The sequence below is a fragment of the Streptomyces mutabilis genome (assembly GCF_046628145.1).
In the GTDB taxonomy this organism is placed as follows: Bacteria; Actinomycetota; Actinomycetes; order Streptomycetales; family Streptomycetaceae; genus Streptomyces; species Streptomyces mutabilis.
On sequence record NZ_CP176874.1, the window covers coordinates 7,553,072 to 7,566,939 of the forward strand.

Consider the following 13,868-nt stretch of genomic DNA (forward strand, 5'->3'; position numbering starts at 1 on the left):
CGGCCCCTCAGCCCGTCGCGGCGAGGTCGAGCCTCACCCTGCTCTCGCCGGGCAGCTCCAGCTCCAAGGCGCCCAGTACTTCGTTCAGCTGCTCGACGGAGCTCACCCCCACGATCGGGATCACCGGCGGATCACCCCCGAGCAGCCAGGCCAGTACCACCTGGTTGGCCGTGGCACCGAGTTCGGCGGCCACCTCCCCGAGAACGGCCAGGCGCTGACGGGTGCCGGGGTGGTCGTAGGCGGCGGGCAAGGACTTGTCCGGCCGTGTGTACGCGCCCGAGAGCAGGGACGAGTAGGCCATCAGTGTCAAGTCCGGTTCGCTGCGTACGTAGTCGAGGAGTTCGGGGCTCACATGGACGTGTCCGCCCTCCGGAAGTCCGATGTCGAAACGCGGCTGGAGGTAGGAGTAGCGCTGCTGGACGCAGGTGTACGCCGTCCAGCCGTTGGCCCGGGAGATCGCTCGGGCCCGCTCGGTTCGCCAGGTGGCGTGGTTGGAGCAGCCCAGTACGGACACCTTGCCACCGCTGACCAGGTCCTCAAGAGCACCGAGCGATTCCTCCAGCGGGACGGACCGGTCCTCGATGTGTGTCCAGTACAGGTCGATGCGATCGGTGCCCAGGCGTCGCAGGCTGGCTTCCGCGGCCTTGCGTATCACCGGCGCCGACAGCCCCTCGGCCGTCTCCAGACCGCTGCCGGGGACGGTGGGCCGGGCCCCCACTTTGGTGGAGATGACGACCTTGTCGTACAGGTGGCGGCTCGCCAGCCAGCGGCCGACGGTGCTCTCGCTCTCGTCCCCGGTCCCGCCGGGGGCCCAGAACGCGTAATTGTCGGCGGTGTCGATGAGATCGCCGCCGGCCTCGACGAACCGGTCGAGAATGGCGAAGGACGTCTTCTCGTCCACGGTGGTGCCGAAGGGCAGCGCGCCCAGGCACAGGGCGCTGACGACGGGGCCTGACGGGCCCCCGACACGGCGTCGGAGCATCGGTGTCACCTTCACATTTCCCCCGCACGTCCATGACTTGCGGGCTCGGACAGGAACGGAACCACCGTAGGAACACAACGGTCCGGTGTCCCGGTCCAAAGACGCGCGGAAAAACCGGACCGATCAGGTCGGCGCGGTGCAGCGCGAGCGCCGGTGTCCGAGCCGCGTTCAGATGTGCAGCTCGGGAGGAAAGCCCGTCCAGCGCAGCTCCGTGGGCAGATGCCGCATGTCATTGGCAAGGAGGACGGAGGCGGGTCGATCCGGCGCGTAGCGGATGACCGTGAGTGCTGCGTTGCCGTGGTTCAGGCCCAGCCAACGCCACTTCGGTGCGTACATGGCGTCCCGGACGAGCCAGGCGACCAGGAAGTTGTGGGTGACCACCAGCTCATGCCGGTCCTGCCCGCCGTCCACCGGACCGGTGAACAGATCAAGTGCCTGGCGGGCCAGCGCAGGTCCGTTCTTCCGCTCCTCGTCGGTGGCACAGGAGAGGAATCCGAGGTGGAAGTCTGCTGATTCAGCCGGTAGCTCGTCCCTCTCCGGTATGTAGGGCACGTAGTCACCAGCGATTTCGGAAACCTGTAGAGGGACGCCTTTCAGTTGGTCGCTGACCAAACGTGCGGTCTGCTCTGCCCGAGGCAGGGGACCGTGATGAACGCCAGTGAAGGGAATGTCCCGGAGGCGCTGGCCGAGCAGTGTGGCTTGCCGTCGACCGGCCTCTGTCAGTCCGCTCTCGTCAGGTGATGCCTGGCCGTGCCGGACGAGGTAGAGGTATCGCGTGGCCGTGCCGGTCATCTCGAGCTCCTCCGTGCCCATGGGCGATCATGTGCAGCAAATAGACGCTGCCTCCCTGAGGGCCGGTTCCCTTGGCCCAAGGCGAGCAGGAGGGTGACACAGAGGAGCCCGGCGCCGTCGACGGTGAGGTCCGCAGCGGGGATGTCGTGGTTCGTCGGGTTCATCGGCGGTAGGCGGTGGCGGCGACGGCCGGCAGCAGGGCCAGGGAGAGGATGCCGCCGGTGAGGGCGAGGGCGGGGTAGCTGGTGGCGGCGACCATGATGCCGGAGGCCATGCCGCCGGTGGCACCGGCGATGGCGATGGACACGTCGACCAGGCCCTGGGTCTTGGCGCGGGTGGCGAGCGGGACGGTGTCGGTGATGATCGCGGTGCCGGCCACGAGGCCGAAGTTCCAGCCGAGGCCGAGCAGTGCCAGGGCGAGCGCGAGGAGGGCGACGGAGTCGCCGGGCGCGGCGGCGGCGAGGATGCCGGCGGCCAGAAGGGTGATGCCGGACGCGGCGGCAGTCGTCATTCGGCCGTAGCGGTCGACGAGCCAACCGGTGAGCGGGGAGGGCAGGTACATGGCGCCGATGTGGATGGCGATGACGAGCCCGGAGGCGGCGGTGCCGTGGCCGTGGTCGTGCATGTGGACCGGCGTCATCGTCATGATCGCGACCATGACGAGCTGGGTGAGGACCATGACCAGCGCACCGAGGACGACGCCCCCGCGGCCTTCCGTCGTGTCGCCCGCGTCGGTGGTGCCCTTGTCGGTCGCGGTGTCGGCGGCCCGCGCCTCGGCGAGGGTGCGGGCCAGGAGCAGCGGGTCGGGCCGCAGCCGGAGCGCGAGGACCAGGGCGGCGAGTGCGTAGGCGGCGCCGGAGAGGATGAAGGGTCCGGCGAGGTTCGGTATGCCGAGGGTTTCGGCGAAGGTGCCGGTGGGCGCGGCGAGGTTGGGGCCGGCGACGCCGCCGAGGGTGGTGGCGACCAGGACGGTGGAGACGGCTCGTGCACGGTGGCCGGGTGCGGCGAGGTCGGCTCCGGCGTAGCGGGCCTGGAGATTGGTGGCGGTGCCGGCGCCGTAGACGAACAGGGCGGTGAACAGCAGGACCGGGTTGTCCAGTACGGCGGCGACGATGACGCCGGCGGAACCGATGGCTCCGGTGAGGTATCCGGCGGCGAGTCCGGGGCGGCGTCCTCGGGTCTGGGAGACGCGGCCGACGGCGACGGCGGCGAGTGCGGATCCGGCGGTGAACAGCGCGCTGGGCAGCCCGGCCAAGCTGGTGGAGCCGAGCATGTCCTGGGCCAGCAGGGCACCGACGGTGACGCCGGCCGCGAGCCCGGCGCCGCTGAGGACCTGGGAGGCGACCAGGACGCGCAGAATCCGGGCCTGAGCCGTGGCCGGGTCGGATATGGAAGCCGTGTCGGCGGGTGCGGTGCTGGTCATGCCTTCTTCCGGGGTGAGTGGTGCGCCGTACGCGCCGGCCGTCGGTCTGACCTGACGGCCCGGGGCCGGTGCACGACGGGCGTTCGGCAGTGGTGCCGAGCCTGGGCGAGGTCGGCGATGCGGTCGTCGCGGCCCACGAGGCCGAAGGACAGGAGGATCACGCTGTCCGCGCTGCCGCGCTCGGTGTGGTCGGCGGGGTCCGGGTCGTGGTGGGTGGTGATGATCGCCTGGGTCTGCCGAAGGCCGCTGCCCGTGCGGTCACGTCAGATCCGAGGCGTCGACGGGCAACTCCGACAGACGCCACTCCAGCATGCCGTCGTTCAGCCGGATCGCCCGGCGCCCGCGGTCGGTCAGCAGCCGTACCGCGTCGTAGGCCAGGACGCAGTACTCGCCGCGGCAGTACACGACGATCTCCACCTCCTCCGGCAGCTCGTCGATCCGGTCGGCCAGCTCCTCGACGGGGATGGAGAGCGCGCCGGGGATGTGCCCGGCCCGGTACTCCTCCACCGGCCGCACGTCGAGCACGATGACGTCCCCGGCTGCGATGCGGACCCGCAGTTCCTCACGGCTGAGTTCGGCTGCGGTGTACTCGCCGAGATAGGCGTCACGGGCAGCCGGTACGGCGGCGTGGTGGGCTTCGGCGACCTTGCGCAGCAGCGTGAACAGCTGGGCGACGTCATCGCCGGCCAGACGGTAATGGATGCGCACGCCCTCCCGGCGGGTGGCCACGAAGCCGGCCTGCTTGAGAGTCTGCAGGTGCGCCGACGCGGTCGTCAGGTTCAGCCGAGCCGCTTTCGCCAGCGCGTCGACGGTGCGCTCGCCCTGGGCCAGCAGATCGAGCAGCTCCAGACGTTTGCCGCTGGCCAGCGCCTTGCCGCTGGCTGCGAACGCCTCGTACAGCTGCGCTTTCGTCCCGCTCATCGTGTTCTCCGGCAAGGCATCCTCCATAAATCCATGGATTAGCATAGGCGAGCCTCAGGGGAATGGCCGTCTCCCCACCCCCCCCGAGATCGGAGGACGCCATGGGCTTCGCGGACGATCACCTCATCCCGCTCGCCGACGAGGATCTGGGCGCCGCCGCCACGTCCCTGCGCCGTCCGTCTGCGGGCCAAGGTCACGGGCGGCGTCGGCTCAGGCACGGCCGCCCCCATCCGGTCACCCTCGTCCGCGACGGAGCCCGCTTCGAGCGCGGCCGGCTGGTCGAACGCCCTGGAAGGACTGCCGCGTGAACGCCGTTGCCCTGCGACCGGCGGTCCCGGCCGACAGCGAGTTCTGCTTCCAGCTCCACAAGGCCGCCATGGGCGACTACGTCGAGGCGATCTGGGGCTGGGACGACGAAGCGCAGCGCGCCTATCACGAGCGGGGGTTCGAACCTGAACGATGGCAGGTCATCACCGTCGACGGCGCCGACGCGGGCACATTGGTCGTCGACTTCCGCGAGACCGAGGTCTACCTGGGGCGGATCGAACTCCACCCCGACTACCAGGGGCGAGGCATCGGTGCCCGGTTGATCCGGTCCCTGATCGACGCCGCAGCCCGGCGGGGCCGGCACCTCGTCCTCGACGTGCTCGCGATCAATACCCGTGCCCATGCCTTCTACCAGCGGCACGGTTTCCGGGAGGTGAGCCGGCACGGGGAGAGCAACAGGAAGATTCGCATGCGCTTCATCATCGGCGGGCCGGCGAGTGAAGATCGCCCAGCCGTCTGACCCCCAGGTCTTGGTGATGTTTCCTCAGCACCCGGCATGCCTTGTCCGACCCGCCTGAGACGTCGGCTTCGGCGAGGCCGTCGATGACGCCTGCCGTCGTTGGTGTGAGGAGCGGGCCGAGAGGGCCTCGGAAATCGCGATGTGCCCCCGAGCAGCTCTGTGTTCGGCTCCTCGCCGTCCGGCCGTGGACCCTGCGCTGGAAACCGCTTGGCTGACCACCGCGACAACTGCTACGTTTCCGGCGGCCGTGCGAGAGAACGAGGAGGTGGTACCCGTGAACGCAGTATCGACATGGGTGCTCCCCTCCGGGGTCACGGTCGGACGATAGGTCGTCCGGGAGCGCCGTACGTGAGCACTCCCGAAAGGCACGACCATGCACTTCACTTCTGAGCGGCGCCTCGACGACGGTGTCCTCGAGCGCGGATTCGTCCTCGGCGAGATCCCCGGCATGCTGTGGACGCCCCGATCCGCATCGGCGCCGGCGCCGCTGATCCTGCTCGGCCACCCCGGCGGACTGCACCTGATGTACCCCCGACTGGTGGCCCGGGCCCGGCAGACCGTGGCGGAGGGTTTCGCCGCGGCCACCATCGAACTCCCGGGAAGCGGCGACCGGCCCCGATCCGCCGCCGCCGAGCAGGCCCGCGCCGACCTGCGCCGGGCGCTGGAGGCCGGCGAACCGGTCGACGAGGACATCGTGGACCGGCTCGTCCTTCCGCTGGTCGACAAGGCGGTCCCGGAGTGGCAGACCGCCCTGGACGCCCTCCTGTCGCTGCCCGAGATCGACGGCCCGGTCGGCTACTCGGGGGGAGTGATCTCCATCGGGGTCCGGCTGGCCGTGGTCGAGCCGCGCATCTCGGCCGCCGTTCTGTTCGCCGGGAGTTTCGTACCTCGCGCCGTCTTCGAGGAGGCTCGGCAGGTCAGCCTTCCGCTGCACGTCTTGCTGCAGTGGGACGACGAAGGCAACGACCGGCAGGCGGCTCTGGACCTGTTCGACACCTTGGGTTCCAAGGAGAAGACGCTCCACGCCAACATGGGCGGACACACCGGCGTGCCGCAGTTCGCGAGTGACGCCGCAGCGCAGTTCTTCACCCGACATCTGAAGTGAGGTAGGGCGGCCGTCAGGCCACCAGCAGGCGGTAGCCGTCCAGCCGTTGTCGGTTGTCAGGGAGACGTCGATCGTCGCGGCCACGCGGATGCACCTCGACCCACGTCGACCTCGCCCTCGAACCGTCGACCGCGCTGCTTCGCCGGTTGGCACCTGTGCCGTCAAGGGTGTCTTCGACGTTGGGTGTTCGGCAGGCGGCCTGCTCGGATCGGGACGACTTGCCCTTTTGCCGTCCCGTCCTCGCACCGGCGCGGGCCCCGGCCGGCCTCTCCGGCCCCCGGGGGTCGCCGCCGGTGCGAGGCGGATGTGCGTGCCGTGCTCCCGCTACAGTCCGCGCTTCTTGTTCCAGTCGCTCACGTACCAGGCGTAGACGATGTTGCCCAGACCGGCAGTGAACAGGAACAGCCAGAAGTGCGCCCAGAAGGACTGACGCTTCCTGCGGCCGTACCCGCCGGCGAACGCCGCAGCCGAAGCGGCCGCCGACACGTTGTTGTTGATGATGATCGGCTGCGGCGCGTAAGGCTGCGGCGGCTGGGGGTACCCCTGCTGCCCGTACTGCGGTTGCGGTGGCTGCCCGTACGGCTGGTGCCCGTACGGCTGCGGTGGCTGATGAGGCGTGTTCACAGGCGCCCCCCTCTCGTTCACAAGTCGATGGCCGAACCATAGCCGACCCTCGGGCACGCCATCCCCGCGCTGTCAACACATGGACTTCACATAGCTCCGGAGGGGCTGTCCCGAGAGGCTCAACGCGAAGGCGGTCCGCATAAGATCACTCACCAAGGGGTGATGGCATGATCATGAGGAGCTACCGGTGGTGCGCGGCGACCGCGGCGGCGCTGCTGCTGACCGCCTGCGGCGGTGCTGAGGACGACGGTGGGGAGGGTCAGTCGGCGGTGCTCACGAAGGCGCAGGTGAGGCAGACGCTGCCGAACGGAGAGGCCATGACGGGCTGGCAGGAGTCGGCTCGGCCCACTGCCGTCGCCATGAACAAGCTCTACCGCCAGCAGGCCTGCCCCATCAAGAACAACGCGGGCTGCGAGGGCTCGCGCTTCTACGGCGTTTCGACCTTCCAGCACGACGACAACGCCGCACACATCAGCTTCTTGATCATCGCTTATGACAGCGAGCAGGCCGCCCGGGAGGCGTACGACGTGCTCTGGGACGGCTACTACAGCAAGAGGGTGGGCCAGAAGGCGAAGACCTTCACGCTCGGCCCCGTGGGCGATGAGCGCGACGCCCTGCTCGGTTCGGCCGGCTTCCACGGCGAGCCCGGCACCATCACCCAGACCCGGGTCGGCACGACGCTGCTGTGGACCGAGGCGGCTTCCGCGGGCAAGGGCGGCGTGGACGAGGACGGTGCCCGAGACCTGGCCGAGGTCTTCGCGGAGCGTGCCCGGCAGGCTCAGAACGGGGAGGATCCTTCCGCCGCGCTCGTGGGCTGAGCGGGCTTCCACAGCGTGCGTCCTGCGCACGGCCGGGGTACTTCCGCGGCTCGCGGTCCGGTCGATCGGCACAGCGAACCGCGGAGTTCTGGGGGAGGGCTGTCGCCGGGCCTCCTGGTCCACGACATCGGTCATTGCCGGGGCCCGGGGCAACGTCATCCCGGACTCCGCGGAGGCACGCCAGAGATGCTCGCCCGGAGCGTGAAGGAACCGGCCGTACCCCGCCGAGTTCGGGCGCGCCTTGGGCGACCAGAGCCTCGACCATCGCCAGAAAAAAGAGGGGAGGCAGTTACGAGCGATGACTTGCTCCGTAGCAAGAGTCTCCTGTACCGACACCCCTGCCGATCACCCACCCGATCCGGCCCAGGGGCAATGCAGAGCGCGACCCGTGACAGGAGATCCCCGAGTGACTGATCCGGAACTGACAGCAGACAGCAGCCGCGGGACGGGGGTCTGGCCCTTGATCCACGCTGAGCGAGCAGCGCTGACGGCTGATCTCGCGGATCTGACTGACGAGCAGTGGGCAACACCGTCGCTGTGCAGCGATTTCACGGTGCGTCAGGTGCTGGCGCATCTCACTGCGGCGGCGAACCTCAACGGCGTGCGCTGGCTCACCGGGGTGATCCGCTGTCGGTTCGACTTCGACAAGCAGGTGGCCATGCGTGTGGCCGAGTATCTGGGCACAACTCCGGGCGACACCCTTGAGTTGTTCCGGCGTAGCGTCCAGAGCACGACCAAGCCCTTCTTGCCCGTCCTGGCCATGCTGGGCGAGACGATCGTGCACGGAGAAGACATCCGACGGCCCCTGGGCATCCGTCACGACTACCCGATCGAGGTCGTTACGCAGGTGGCCCAGTACTACCAGGGCTCGGACCTCGTGGTCGTCGCCAAAGGACGCATCGATGGTCTGAGACTCGTCGCCACAGACAGCCCTTTCACCACCGGTTCCGGCTCACTCGTGTCCGGTCCCACGCTGGCTCTGGTGATGGCCATGACCGGCCGCGCGACGTACTGCGACGATCTCGAAGGCGACGGCGTGGAACTCCTGCGCAGTCGCTGCGGAACAACGTGACACGACGTTGTGGCATCCGGCCCTGCCTCGGACCGCGGCGACGTGGAGTCCGGGCCGGCCTGTCGTGAAGGGTCGTCGCCGTTTGTGGGCGTGCAAGGTCTGCTGGCAGGAGGTGGTGCCTTGGTCGTGCGGACCGGACCGAGAGCGGATATTCGGTGTTCTGCCCGACCCGGGAGGAGCCAAGATGGCGCCCATGACTTTGGCCACTCCCGTGCTCCGTACCGCTCGCCTGCGACTGCGGCCCTTCACCGACGCCGACGCGGACCTCCTCTTCGCGCTGCACAGCAGCACCCGTGTGATGCGCTACTGGGACTCCGCGCCATGGAGCGATCAGGCTCGCGCGAAGCGCTTCATCGCGATCTGCCAGAAGGTGGCGGACGAAGGCACCGGGGCGCGGGTGGCCATCGAGCGTGCTTCCGACGGGGCCTTCGTCGGCTGGTGCGGTCTGACCGAATGGAATCCGGACTACCGCAGCGCGTCATTGGGCTACTGCCTCGACGATGCGATGTGGGGCCACGGTTACGCGACGGAAGCCGCGCACGCCTTGCTGCAGTGGGCATTCGACACACTGGACCTGAATCGAGTTCAGGCCGAGACCGATACGCGCAACGTGGCGTCCGCCCGGGTCCTGGAAAAGATCGGATTCGTGCGGGAAGGGACGTTGCGAGAAGACTGCGTCGTGAACGGCGAGGTGTCCGACACGTGGGTGTTCGGGTTGATCAGGCGAGAGTGGCGGCCGTCGGCGAAGCCGATCCCAGCTCGATAGAGCGCGTTCTCTCCGCCTCCGGTGAGGTCGCGTCCGGGGGAGGGGGGGAAAAGATGCCTTCGCGGACGAGTCGTCGTCCCAGGCACCGGCGGCGACGTCGATCGCAAAGTCGTCAGTGGGCAGGCCGAGGTCCTAGCCACGATCGTCAGGCCGGCCGCCTCAGCGCATCGGCTCCCTGGCCGTCCAGGTCGTTGAGCGCCACGCGCCGTCCCGTGATGGCGAGAAGCAGCGAAAGTGCAGGTCCGGTCACTTCCAGACCATCGCCGATCGATACCTCGGCGTCGGTTGCGGTGAGGCGCAGTGGGGCCACGAGTTCCTTGGCGCCGCCGAACGACGCCGGGGTACGGGCCTGCAAGCGGATCGCCCTGACGACGGCGTCCCGGGGGTAGAGGCGGGTGAGTCCCAACGGGCGGCGGATGTCCTCACCGTGGACGACCTGCTCGACGATCCGGCTGTCAAGGGGCGCCGGAGGGGTCGACGTCCGCGAGGCCGCCCGACGAAGCCGCGCCAACGTCTCCCGCGGCGAGTCACCGCGCTCGCGCGCCACACCGTCAGCGTTCTGGCGATGGAAGCCGAACCGCGCCCGGGCGAGGCCGACCACGAAGCCGAGGCGCGTCGTGCGAGCCGAGTCGGACAAGTGGGCCACGACGTCATGGACCGTCCACCCCTCGCAAAGGGACGGCTGCTCCCACTGCTTGTCATCGAGACCTTCAAGGTCGTGGATCAGTGCCGCACGCTCCGTGTGCACGATCGACCAGACATCACTGACGCGTTCCGGACTTCCCATGGCCATCGTCTTTCCTCGATGATCGGCTTGTTGCCCCGTAGGGACGCAGACTCACGATCACCGCAAAACTCATCGCGCGGAGCGGTCCCTCGCCTGTGTCACCGGGTGCTGCCTCGACCGACTCGTAGCCCTCGTCCGTAACCGCCTCGACGCCTGTGATTCCGGTCCGACACCCTCGACGGCTGGACGGCCGACGCGATGATCTCGGTGCGCAGATCGCGCGGTCTCCGGTCCGCGGGCCAGTGGGCATGGGGCACAGGAGGTCAGCGGTGTGGATCGGTGATCTCCCGCAGCGCTTCCAGGGCCTGTCTCAGCTGCCGGGTGCGCCCGGGGCCCAGGTGGGCCGTCCATTGCCTCTGTATGTCGCGGACGATGGGCAGGCTCAGTTCGATGAGTTCGTGTCCCCGGGCGGTGATGGTGACCAGTCGGGCTCGTGCGTCGCGCGGGTCGGGCATGCGTCGGACGTACCCGGCTCGTTCGAGCTGGTCGACGATCGACCCGATGGTCTGCTTGCTGACCTGTGACGCCTCGGCCAGCTCGGCCAGCCGCGTCCCCTCCGGGCCGATTCGCTGGAAGACCCGGGCCTGGGTGAGTGAGATGTCGTGCCCGGCGGACTTCAGGGCGGCCATCACGGCCGACTCCATGAAGCGGTAGGGGATGAACATCAGGAGTCCGAGGTTGAGCTCGTCAGCGTCGTCGTCGGGCATGTCTCCATCATTGCAGAAGGTCCGTACCTCGTACTAATATAGTCCGATATGCGGACCTTTGGAGGCTGTCATGTGTGACTCGGACCCTTACTGGTCCGCGGTCCGCGCGACCCGTCTGCGGATTGCCGACCTGTTGGAAGAGCTCGCCCCGGCCGAATGGGAGCACGAGTCGCTGTGCCGGGGCTGGCGTGTGCGGGACGTTGCGGGGCACCTCGCTCTCGTCCCCACCATCACCACCTGGGACATGATCGCGGTCGCATGGCGTGCACGATTCAGTCCCGACCGGATCAATACCGTGCTGGCCCGGCGCCATGGATCCCGCGACCCCGCGGACCTGATCGCCGCGATCCGCACCCACGCCGACACCCGGCGGACGGCGAAGGTGCTGGACACCCGCAACGCGCTGTTCGACGCAATCGTCCACGGCCAGGACATCGCCCTCCCGCTCGGTCGACAGTTTCCCGTTCCAGCCGAACACAGCCGCGAAGCACTGCGGCGGGTCTGGGCGATGGGTTGGCCTTTCCGTGCCGAACGCCGCCTGGCCGGCCTCTCTCTCCGGGCGACCGACTCCGACTGGGCGGTGGGCGACGGGCCGGAGGTCCGCGGGCCCTCCTTGTCCCTACTGTTGCTGCTGACCGGACGCACCGCTTGCCTGGACACCCTGCACGGTGACGGTGTCGACCGCCTCAAGTCCTCGCACGCAACCCGCTGAGACATTCGCTCACGGGGCGGCTGAAGCCGGATGTGGCCAGTGTTCCGTGGACGACGACTCATGTGCCACGTGCGGTTCCTGGGCGGGGGCGGCCCGCTTGACGAGGCGCCATGGAGATCGGCCCGCTCCGGACCGCCCGCTCGCCGGTACCGATCGAAGGCACGCTCGCCACGCGGGCCCGCGCGTTGCGCGTTACCTACCTTGTGGGCCCGTTCAGATACAGATCGGCCTGATCAGATGCAGATCACGATCTTTCCTCGGGTGCGTCCGCGCTCGGCGTGCGCGTGGGCGTCGGCGATCCGCTCCAGGGGGTAGGCCCGTTCGATACGGGGTGTGTAGCGGCCTCGCCCGGCCAGTTCCGCCGCAGCGGACAGGAGAGTGGAATCGTTCTCCGCGTTGACCACATGCGCGCCCAGGCGCTGCCCGCCCGCGTGGTCGGCGACCGTCGCGACGCGCTTGGCGTCCCCCGCGATCGCGACGAGGTCGTCCAGGGAGCCGGAGGCCGCGGTGTCGAGCACGATGTCGACGCCGTGCGGAGCGAGGGTGGTGAGGCGCTGGGCGAGTCCGGGGCCGTAGGTGGTGGGAACGGCGCCGAGAGAGGTGAGGAACTCGTGGTTGCGTTCAAGAGTGCTTCGCGGTGTCCAGGTCATCCCGCAAGATCTGGTCGATCGTCGCCTTGAACGGATCCAGGCGCGAGATCAGGGGGAATCTGCTTGCGAGGCGTCGGCCGCACCCACTCCAGCGCCATCGCGACCGGCCTCCGGCCCACTCCGTACTGCGCCGACAACGCCCTGCTGGACAGCCCTTCGACCCGAGCGTCATGGCCGACCCGGTGCCGGCGGAGATTTGTGCACCCCCGCCCTTCGCTGGGGCACGATGGATGTCACCCCCTGCCTGACCAGGGCCGAGACCACTCGTGACCCCGCGGGCTTCACCATCCGCTACGCCGGACTTGACGATCTGATCCGCATGCGGCGAGCCCTCGGCCGCCCGAAGGACCACCGCCGCGCGGACGAACTCGAACGACTACGCACCTGACCGGGGAAGGACGTGCCTTCGCCGTCGCCTTGCGGTGTCAGTCCAGGCTGCGGCGGGCGACGGCGAGGAACTCCGCCTTGAACGGCTCCAAGAGCTCGGCCACGCTGGTCCCGTCGCCCTCCTGCCAGACCGCCTGATTCAAGGCGCGGGTGTAGGCGGTCGCCGGTGCGTGAAGGTCAGGGGCGCACAGGAGTTGGACGCCGTTCTCGGCTATGCGCAGGCCGTCCATCGCCGGCCTGGCCGTCCGGTACCACTCATCACCGACCTCCCACTGGGGCGGTCGTGCATGTGCGACGCCCTCAGCCTCCAGGGCAAACCGGACGAATTCCAATACGGTCCTGATGCGCTCCGCACGTCGCTCCTCCGCCAGCGCCGCAGTCCGTCTTTGTTCCTCAGCCCGGTCGGCCGCCCGTTGCGTCGTGAGCTGGGTCAGATACGTCAGCCCACCTCCCACCGCCACACCGACCATCGAAGCCACCGGCGTCCACAGATCTCCTGCCATGGCTGATTACTACCAGCGCTTGTCGACCGCCCGCTGCCGATCTTGTGATGCGGACAGGTCCGCCCGTTGGGTCGGCCCTCTCCGAGATCCCTCCGGGGACGGCTCGGCGTCTCTCTGCTCCGCGACTGGCCAGGGCGTGCTGTGAAGGTCCTGGTCTTCTCTCGGCCGAGTGACGGGATCTTCGATCAGGTGCGGGGCGAACCCGGGCAACCCGGTGGGCCGGTCAGACCGTCGTCGGCAGTGCGTTGTCCAGGAGGATCTCCGCCGCTGCCCGCGCGTGCCGGCCGTAGTTCGGGTCGCCCAGCACCATGGCGCGGCTGGCGGCGCCGTCCGCGAGGGTCACGAGCTGCTCGGCGAGGACGGAGGGCTCGCGGCAGCCCAGTTCCGCCACCAACTCGGTCACCAGCCGCACCATCAGCAGTTTCCGTTCGCGGGCATAGGAGTGAACCGCGTTCTGCGGGTCGGGAAACTCCACGGCGGCATCGATGAACGGACATCCGCGCACCGGATCCGTGCCGGCCGGGGGCGGGTCGAACAGTGTGAGGATTCGCTCCCGGGGAGGAATGTCCTCGCGTGCCAGCGCGCCCTCCAGCGTGTGCCCCGTGGAAGCGAGGTCCTTGAGGTGGGCGAGGACCAGCTCGTCCTTGGTCCGGAAGTGTGCGTAGAGGGTGCGCTTGGACACCGGCGCCCGCTCCGCGATCTGCTCCATACCGGTCGCGTTGATCCCCTGGGCCGCGAACAGTCCAGCCGCGGCGGCCAGGATGCGCTCCCGTCCTCCGCGTCCCTGCCGCCGAGGCGCCGTCGTCACCGTGGCCATGAAGTAAGTATACGT

17 protein-coding genes and 1 pseudogene are annotated in these 13,868 nt (G+C 69.0%); 8 read left to right on the top strand and 10 right to left on the bottom strand.

Annotation, left to right across the window (positions count from 1 at the left end; all coding sequences use genetic code 11):
- Positions 1–7: 7 nt before the first annotated feature.
- From ACLIN4_RS33820 to ACLIN4_RS33835, 4 genes are all read right to left on the bottom strand, one after another.
- Positions 8–982, bottom strand: a complete 975-nt coding sequence (locus ACLIN4_RS33820) for an aldo/keto reductase (protein ID WP_107476349.1) — start codon at positions 980–982, stop codon at positions 8–10.
- Between the two features lie 168 nt (positions 983–1,150).
- Entirely contained in the window at positions 1,151–1,774 is a 624-nt protein-coding gene (locus ACLIN4_RS33825) for a histidine phosphatase family protein (RefSeq protein ID WP_381912040.1), read from the bottom strand.
- Positions 1,775–1,934: 160 nt separating this feature from the next.
- Positions 1,935–3,197 carry an MFS transporter gene (locus tag ACLIN4_RS33830; protein ID WP_107476350.1) on the bottom strand — a complete coding sequence of 421 codons (1,263 nt, stop codon included), beginning with the start codon at positions 3,195–3,197 and terminating at the stop codon, positions 1,935–1,937.
- Positions 3,198–3,455: 258 nt separating this feature from the next.
- Positions 3,456–4,118: an ArsR/SmtB family transcription factor gene (locus tag ACLIN4_RS33835; RefSeq protein ID WP_257101425.1), complete on the bottom strand. Its 663-nt coding sequence runs from the start codon at positions 4,116–4,118 to the stop codon at positions 3,456–3,458.
- 101 nt (positions 4,119–4,219) lie between these two features.
- Between ACLIN4_RS33835 and ACLIN4_RS33840 the strand changes: the two genes are divergently transcribed.
- The 3 genes from ACLIN4_RS33840 to ACLIN4_RS33850 all read left to right on the top strand — a co-directional run bounded on the left by ACLIN4_RS33840 (position 4,220) and on the right by ACLIN4_RS33850 (position 6,010).
- Complete coding sequence (locus ACLIN4_RS33840) at positions 4,220–4,426, top strand: hypothetical protein (RefSeq protein WP_107476352.1); 207 nt, start codon at positions 4,220–4,222, stop codon at positions 4,424–4,426.
- Positions 4,423–4,905, top strand: coding sequence for a GNAT family N-acetyltransferase (locus tag ACLIN4_RS33845; RefSeq protein ID WP_257101426.1), 483 nt, complete (start codon positions 4,423–4,425; stop codon positions 4,903–4,905). The genes ACLIN4_RS33840 and ACLIN4_RS33845 overlap by 4 nt, the downstream gene beginning before the upstream one ends.
- Positions 4,906–5,278: 373 nt before the next feature.
- Positions 5,279–6,010: a dienelactone hydrolase family protein gene (locus tag ACLIN4_RS33850; RefSeq protein WP_107476353.1), complete on the top strand. Its 732-nt coding sequence runs from the start codon at positions 5,279–5,281 to the stop codon at positions 6,008–6,010.
- A gap of 324 nt (positions 6,011–6,334) precedes the next feature.
- On the opposite strand, the gene ACLIN4_RS33855 is transcribed toward ACLIN4_RS33850, so the two are convergent.
- The gene (locus tag ACLIN4_RS33855) at positions 6,335–6,634 is read right to left on the bottom strand and encodes a hypothetical protein (RefSeq protein ID WP_257002914.1); all 300 of its coding nucleotides are present in this window, start codon (positions 6,632–6,634) and stop codon (positions 6,335–6,337) included.
- A 167-nt stretch (positions 6,635–6,801) separates the two neighbouring features.
- On the opposite strand from ACLIN4_RS33855, the gene ACLIN4_RS33860 reads away from it, so the two are divergent.
- From ACLIN4_RS33860 to ACLIN4_RS33870, 3 genes are all read left to right on the top strand, one after another.
- On the top strand, positions 6,802–7,452 hold the full coding sequence (locus tag ACLIN4_RS33860) for a hypothetical protein (protein WP_411576532.1): 651 nt from the start codon (positions 6,802–6,804) through the stop codon (positions 7,450–7,452).
- 406 nt (positions 7,453–7,858) lie between these two features.
- Positions 7,859–8,524, top strand: a complete 666-nt coding sequence (locus tag ACLIN4_RS33865; protein WP_107476355.1) for a maleylpyruvate isomerase family mycothiol-dependent enzyme — start codon at positions 7,859–7,861, stop codon at positions 8,522–8,524.
- Positions 8,525–8,717: 193 nt separating this feature from the next.
- On the top strand, positions 8,718–9,290 hold the full coding sequence (locus tag ACLIN4_RS33870) for a GNAT family N-acetyltransferase (RefSeq protein WP_107476382.1): 573 nt from the start codon (positions 8,718–8,720) through the stop codon (positions 9,288–9,290).
- Between the two features lie 145 nt (positions 9,291–9,435).
- Here the strand turns inward: ACLIN4_RS33870 and ACLIN4_RS33875 are convergent, their stop codons facing one another.
- Together ACLIN4_RS33875 and ACLIN4_RS33880 are read right to left on the bottom strand one after the other, a co-directional pair.
- Entirely contained in the window at positions 9,436–10,083 is a 648-nt protein-coding gene (locus ACLIN4_RS33875) for a maleylpyruvate isomerase family mycothiol-dependent enzyme (RefSeq protein WP_382022497.1), read from the bottom strand.
- A gap of 257 nt (positions 10,084–10,340) precedes the next feature.
- The gene (locus tag ACLIN4_RS33880) at positions 10,341–10,784 is read right to left on the bottom strand and encodes a MarR family winged helix-turn-helix transcriptional regulator (protein ID WP_100044306.1); all 444 of its coding nucleotides are present in this window, start codon (positions 10,782–10,784) and stop codon (positions 10,341–10,343) included.
- Between the two features lie 70 nt (positions 10,785–10,854).
- On the opposite strand from ACLIN4_RS33880, the gene ACLIN4_RS33885 reads away from it, so the two are divergent.
- A complete protein-coding gene (locus tag ACLIN4_RS33885) occupies positions 10,855–11,496 on the top strand; it encodes a maleylpyruvate isomerase family mycothiol-dependent enzyme (protein ID WP_381939591.1) in 642 nt (213 codons plus the stop codon).
- Positions 11,497–11,729: 233 nt separating this feature from the next.
- Here ACLIN4_RS33885 and ACLIN4_RS33890 read toward each other — a convergent pair.
- Positions 11,730–12,119: pseudogene (locus ACLIN4_RS33890) on the bottom strand (zinc-binding dehydrogenase); the annotation flags it as partial.
- A 253-nt stretch (positions 12,120–12,372) separates the two neighbouring features.
- Between ACLIN4_RS33890 and ACLIN4_RS33895 the strand changes: the two are divergent.
- Complete coding sequence (locus ACLIN4_RS33895) at positions 12,373–12,534, top strand: hypothetical protein (protein WP_289908276.1); 162 nt, start codon at positions 12,373–12,375, stop codon at positions 12,532–12,534.
- Positions 12,535–12,571: 37 nt separating this feature from the next.
- Here the strand turns inward: ACLIN4_RS33895 and ACLIN4_RS33900 are convergent, their stop codons facing one another.
- Entirely contained in the window at positions 12,572–13,036 is a 465-nt protein-coding gene (locus ACLIN4_RS33900) for a hypothetical protein (RefSeq protein ID WP_411576533.1), read from the bottom strand.
- A gap of 223 nt (positions 13,037–13,259) precedes the next feature.
- Positions 13,260–13,853: a TetR/AcrR family transcriptional regulator gene (locus ACLIN4_RS33905; RefSeq protein ID WP_411576534.1), complete on the bottom strand. Its 594-nt coding sequence runs from the start codon at positions 13,851–13,853 to the stop codon at positions 13,260–13,262.
- Between the last annotated feature and the right edge of the window lie 15 nt (positions 13,854–13,868).

Coding starts and splice junctions, on each gene's coding strand:
- ACLIN4_RS33820 (WP_107476349.1), bottom strand. CDS start 982: ATGCTCCGACGCCGTGTCGGGGGCCCGTCAGGCCCCGTCGTCAGCGCC.
- ACLIN4_RS33825 (WP_381912040.1), bottom strand. CDS start 1,774: ATGACCGGCACGGCCACGCGATACCTCTACCTCGTCCGGCACGGCCAG.
- ACLIN4_RS33830 (WP_107476350.1), bottom strand. CDS start 3,197: ATGACCAGCACCGCACCCGCCGACACGGCTTCCATATCCGACCCGGCC.
- ACLIN4_RS33835 (WP_257101425.1), bottom strand. CDS start 4,118: ATGAGCGGGACGAAAGCGCAGCTGTACGAGGCGTTCGCAGCCAGCGGC.
- ACLIN4_RS33840 (WP_107476352.1), top strand. CDS start 4,220: ATGGGCTTCGCGGACGATCACCTCATCCCGCTCGCCGACGAGGATCTG.
- ACLIN4_RS33850 (WP_107476353.1), top strand. CDS start 5,279: ATGCACTTCACTTCTGAGCGGCGCCTCGACGACGGTGTCCTCGAGCGC.
- ACLIN4_RS33860 (WP_411576532.1), top strand. CDS start 6,802: ATGATCATGAGGAGCTACCGGTGGTGCGCGGCGACCGCGGCGGCGCTG.
- ACLIN4_RS33870 (WP_107476382.1), top strand. CDS start 8,718: ATGACTTTGGCCACTCCCGTGCTCCGTACCGCTCGCCTGCGACTGCGG.
- ACLIN4_RS33875 (WP_382022497.1), bottom strand. CDS start 10,083: ATGGCCATGGGAAGTCCGGAACGCGTCAGTGATGTCTGGTCGATCGTG.
- ACLIN4_RS33880 (WP_100044306.1), bottom strand. CDS start 10,784: ATGCCCGACGACGACGCTGACGAGCTCAACCTCGGACTCCTGATGTTC.
- ACLIN4_RS33885 (WP_381939591.1), top strand. CDS start 10,855: ATGTGTGACTCGGACCCTTACTGGTCCGCGGTCCGCGCGACCCGTCTG.
- ACLIN4_RS33895 (WP_289908276.1), top strand. CDS start 12,373: ATGGATGTCACCCCCTGCCTGACCAGGGCCGAGACCACTCGTGACCCC.
- ACLIN4_RS33900 (WP_411576533.1), bottom strand. CDS start 13,036: ATGGCAGGAGATCTGTGGACGCCGGTGGCTTCGATGGTCGGTGTGGCG.
- ACLIN4_RS33905 (WP_411576534.1), bottom strand. CDS start 13,853: ATGGCCACGGTGACGACGGCGCCTCGGCGGCAGGGACGCGGAGGACGG.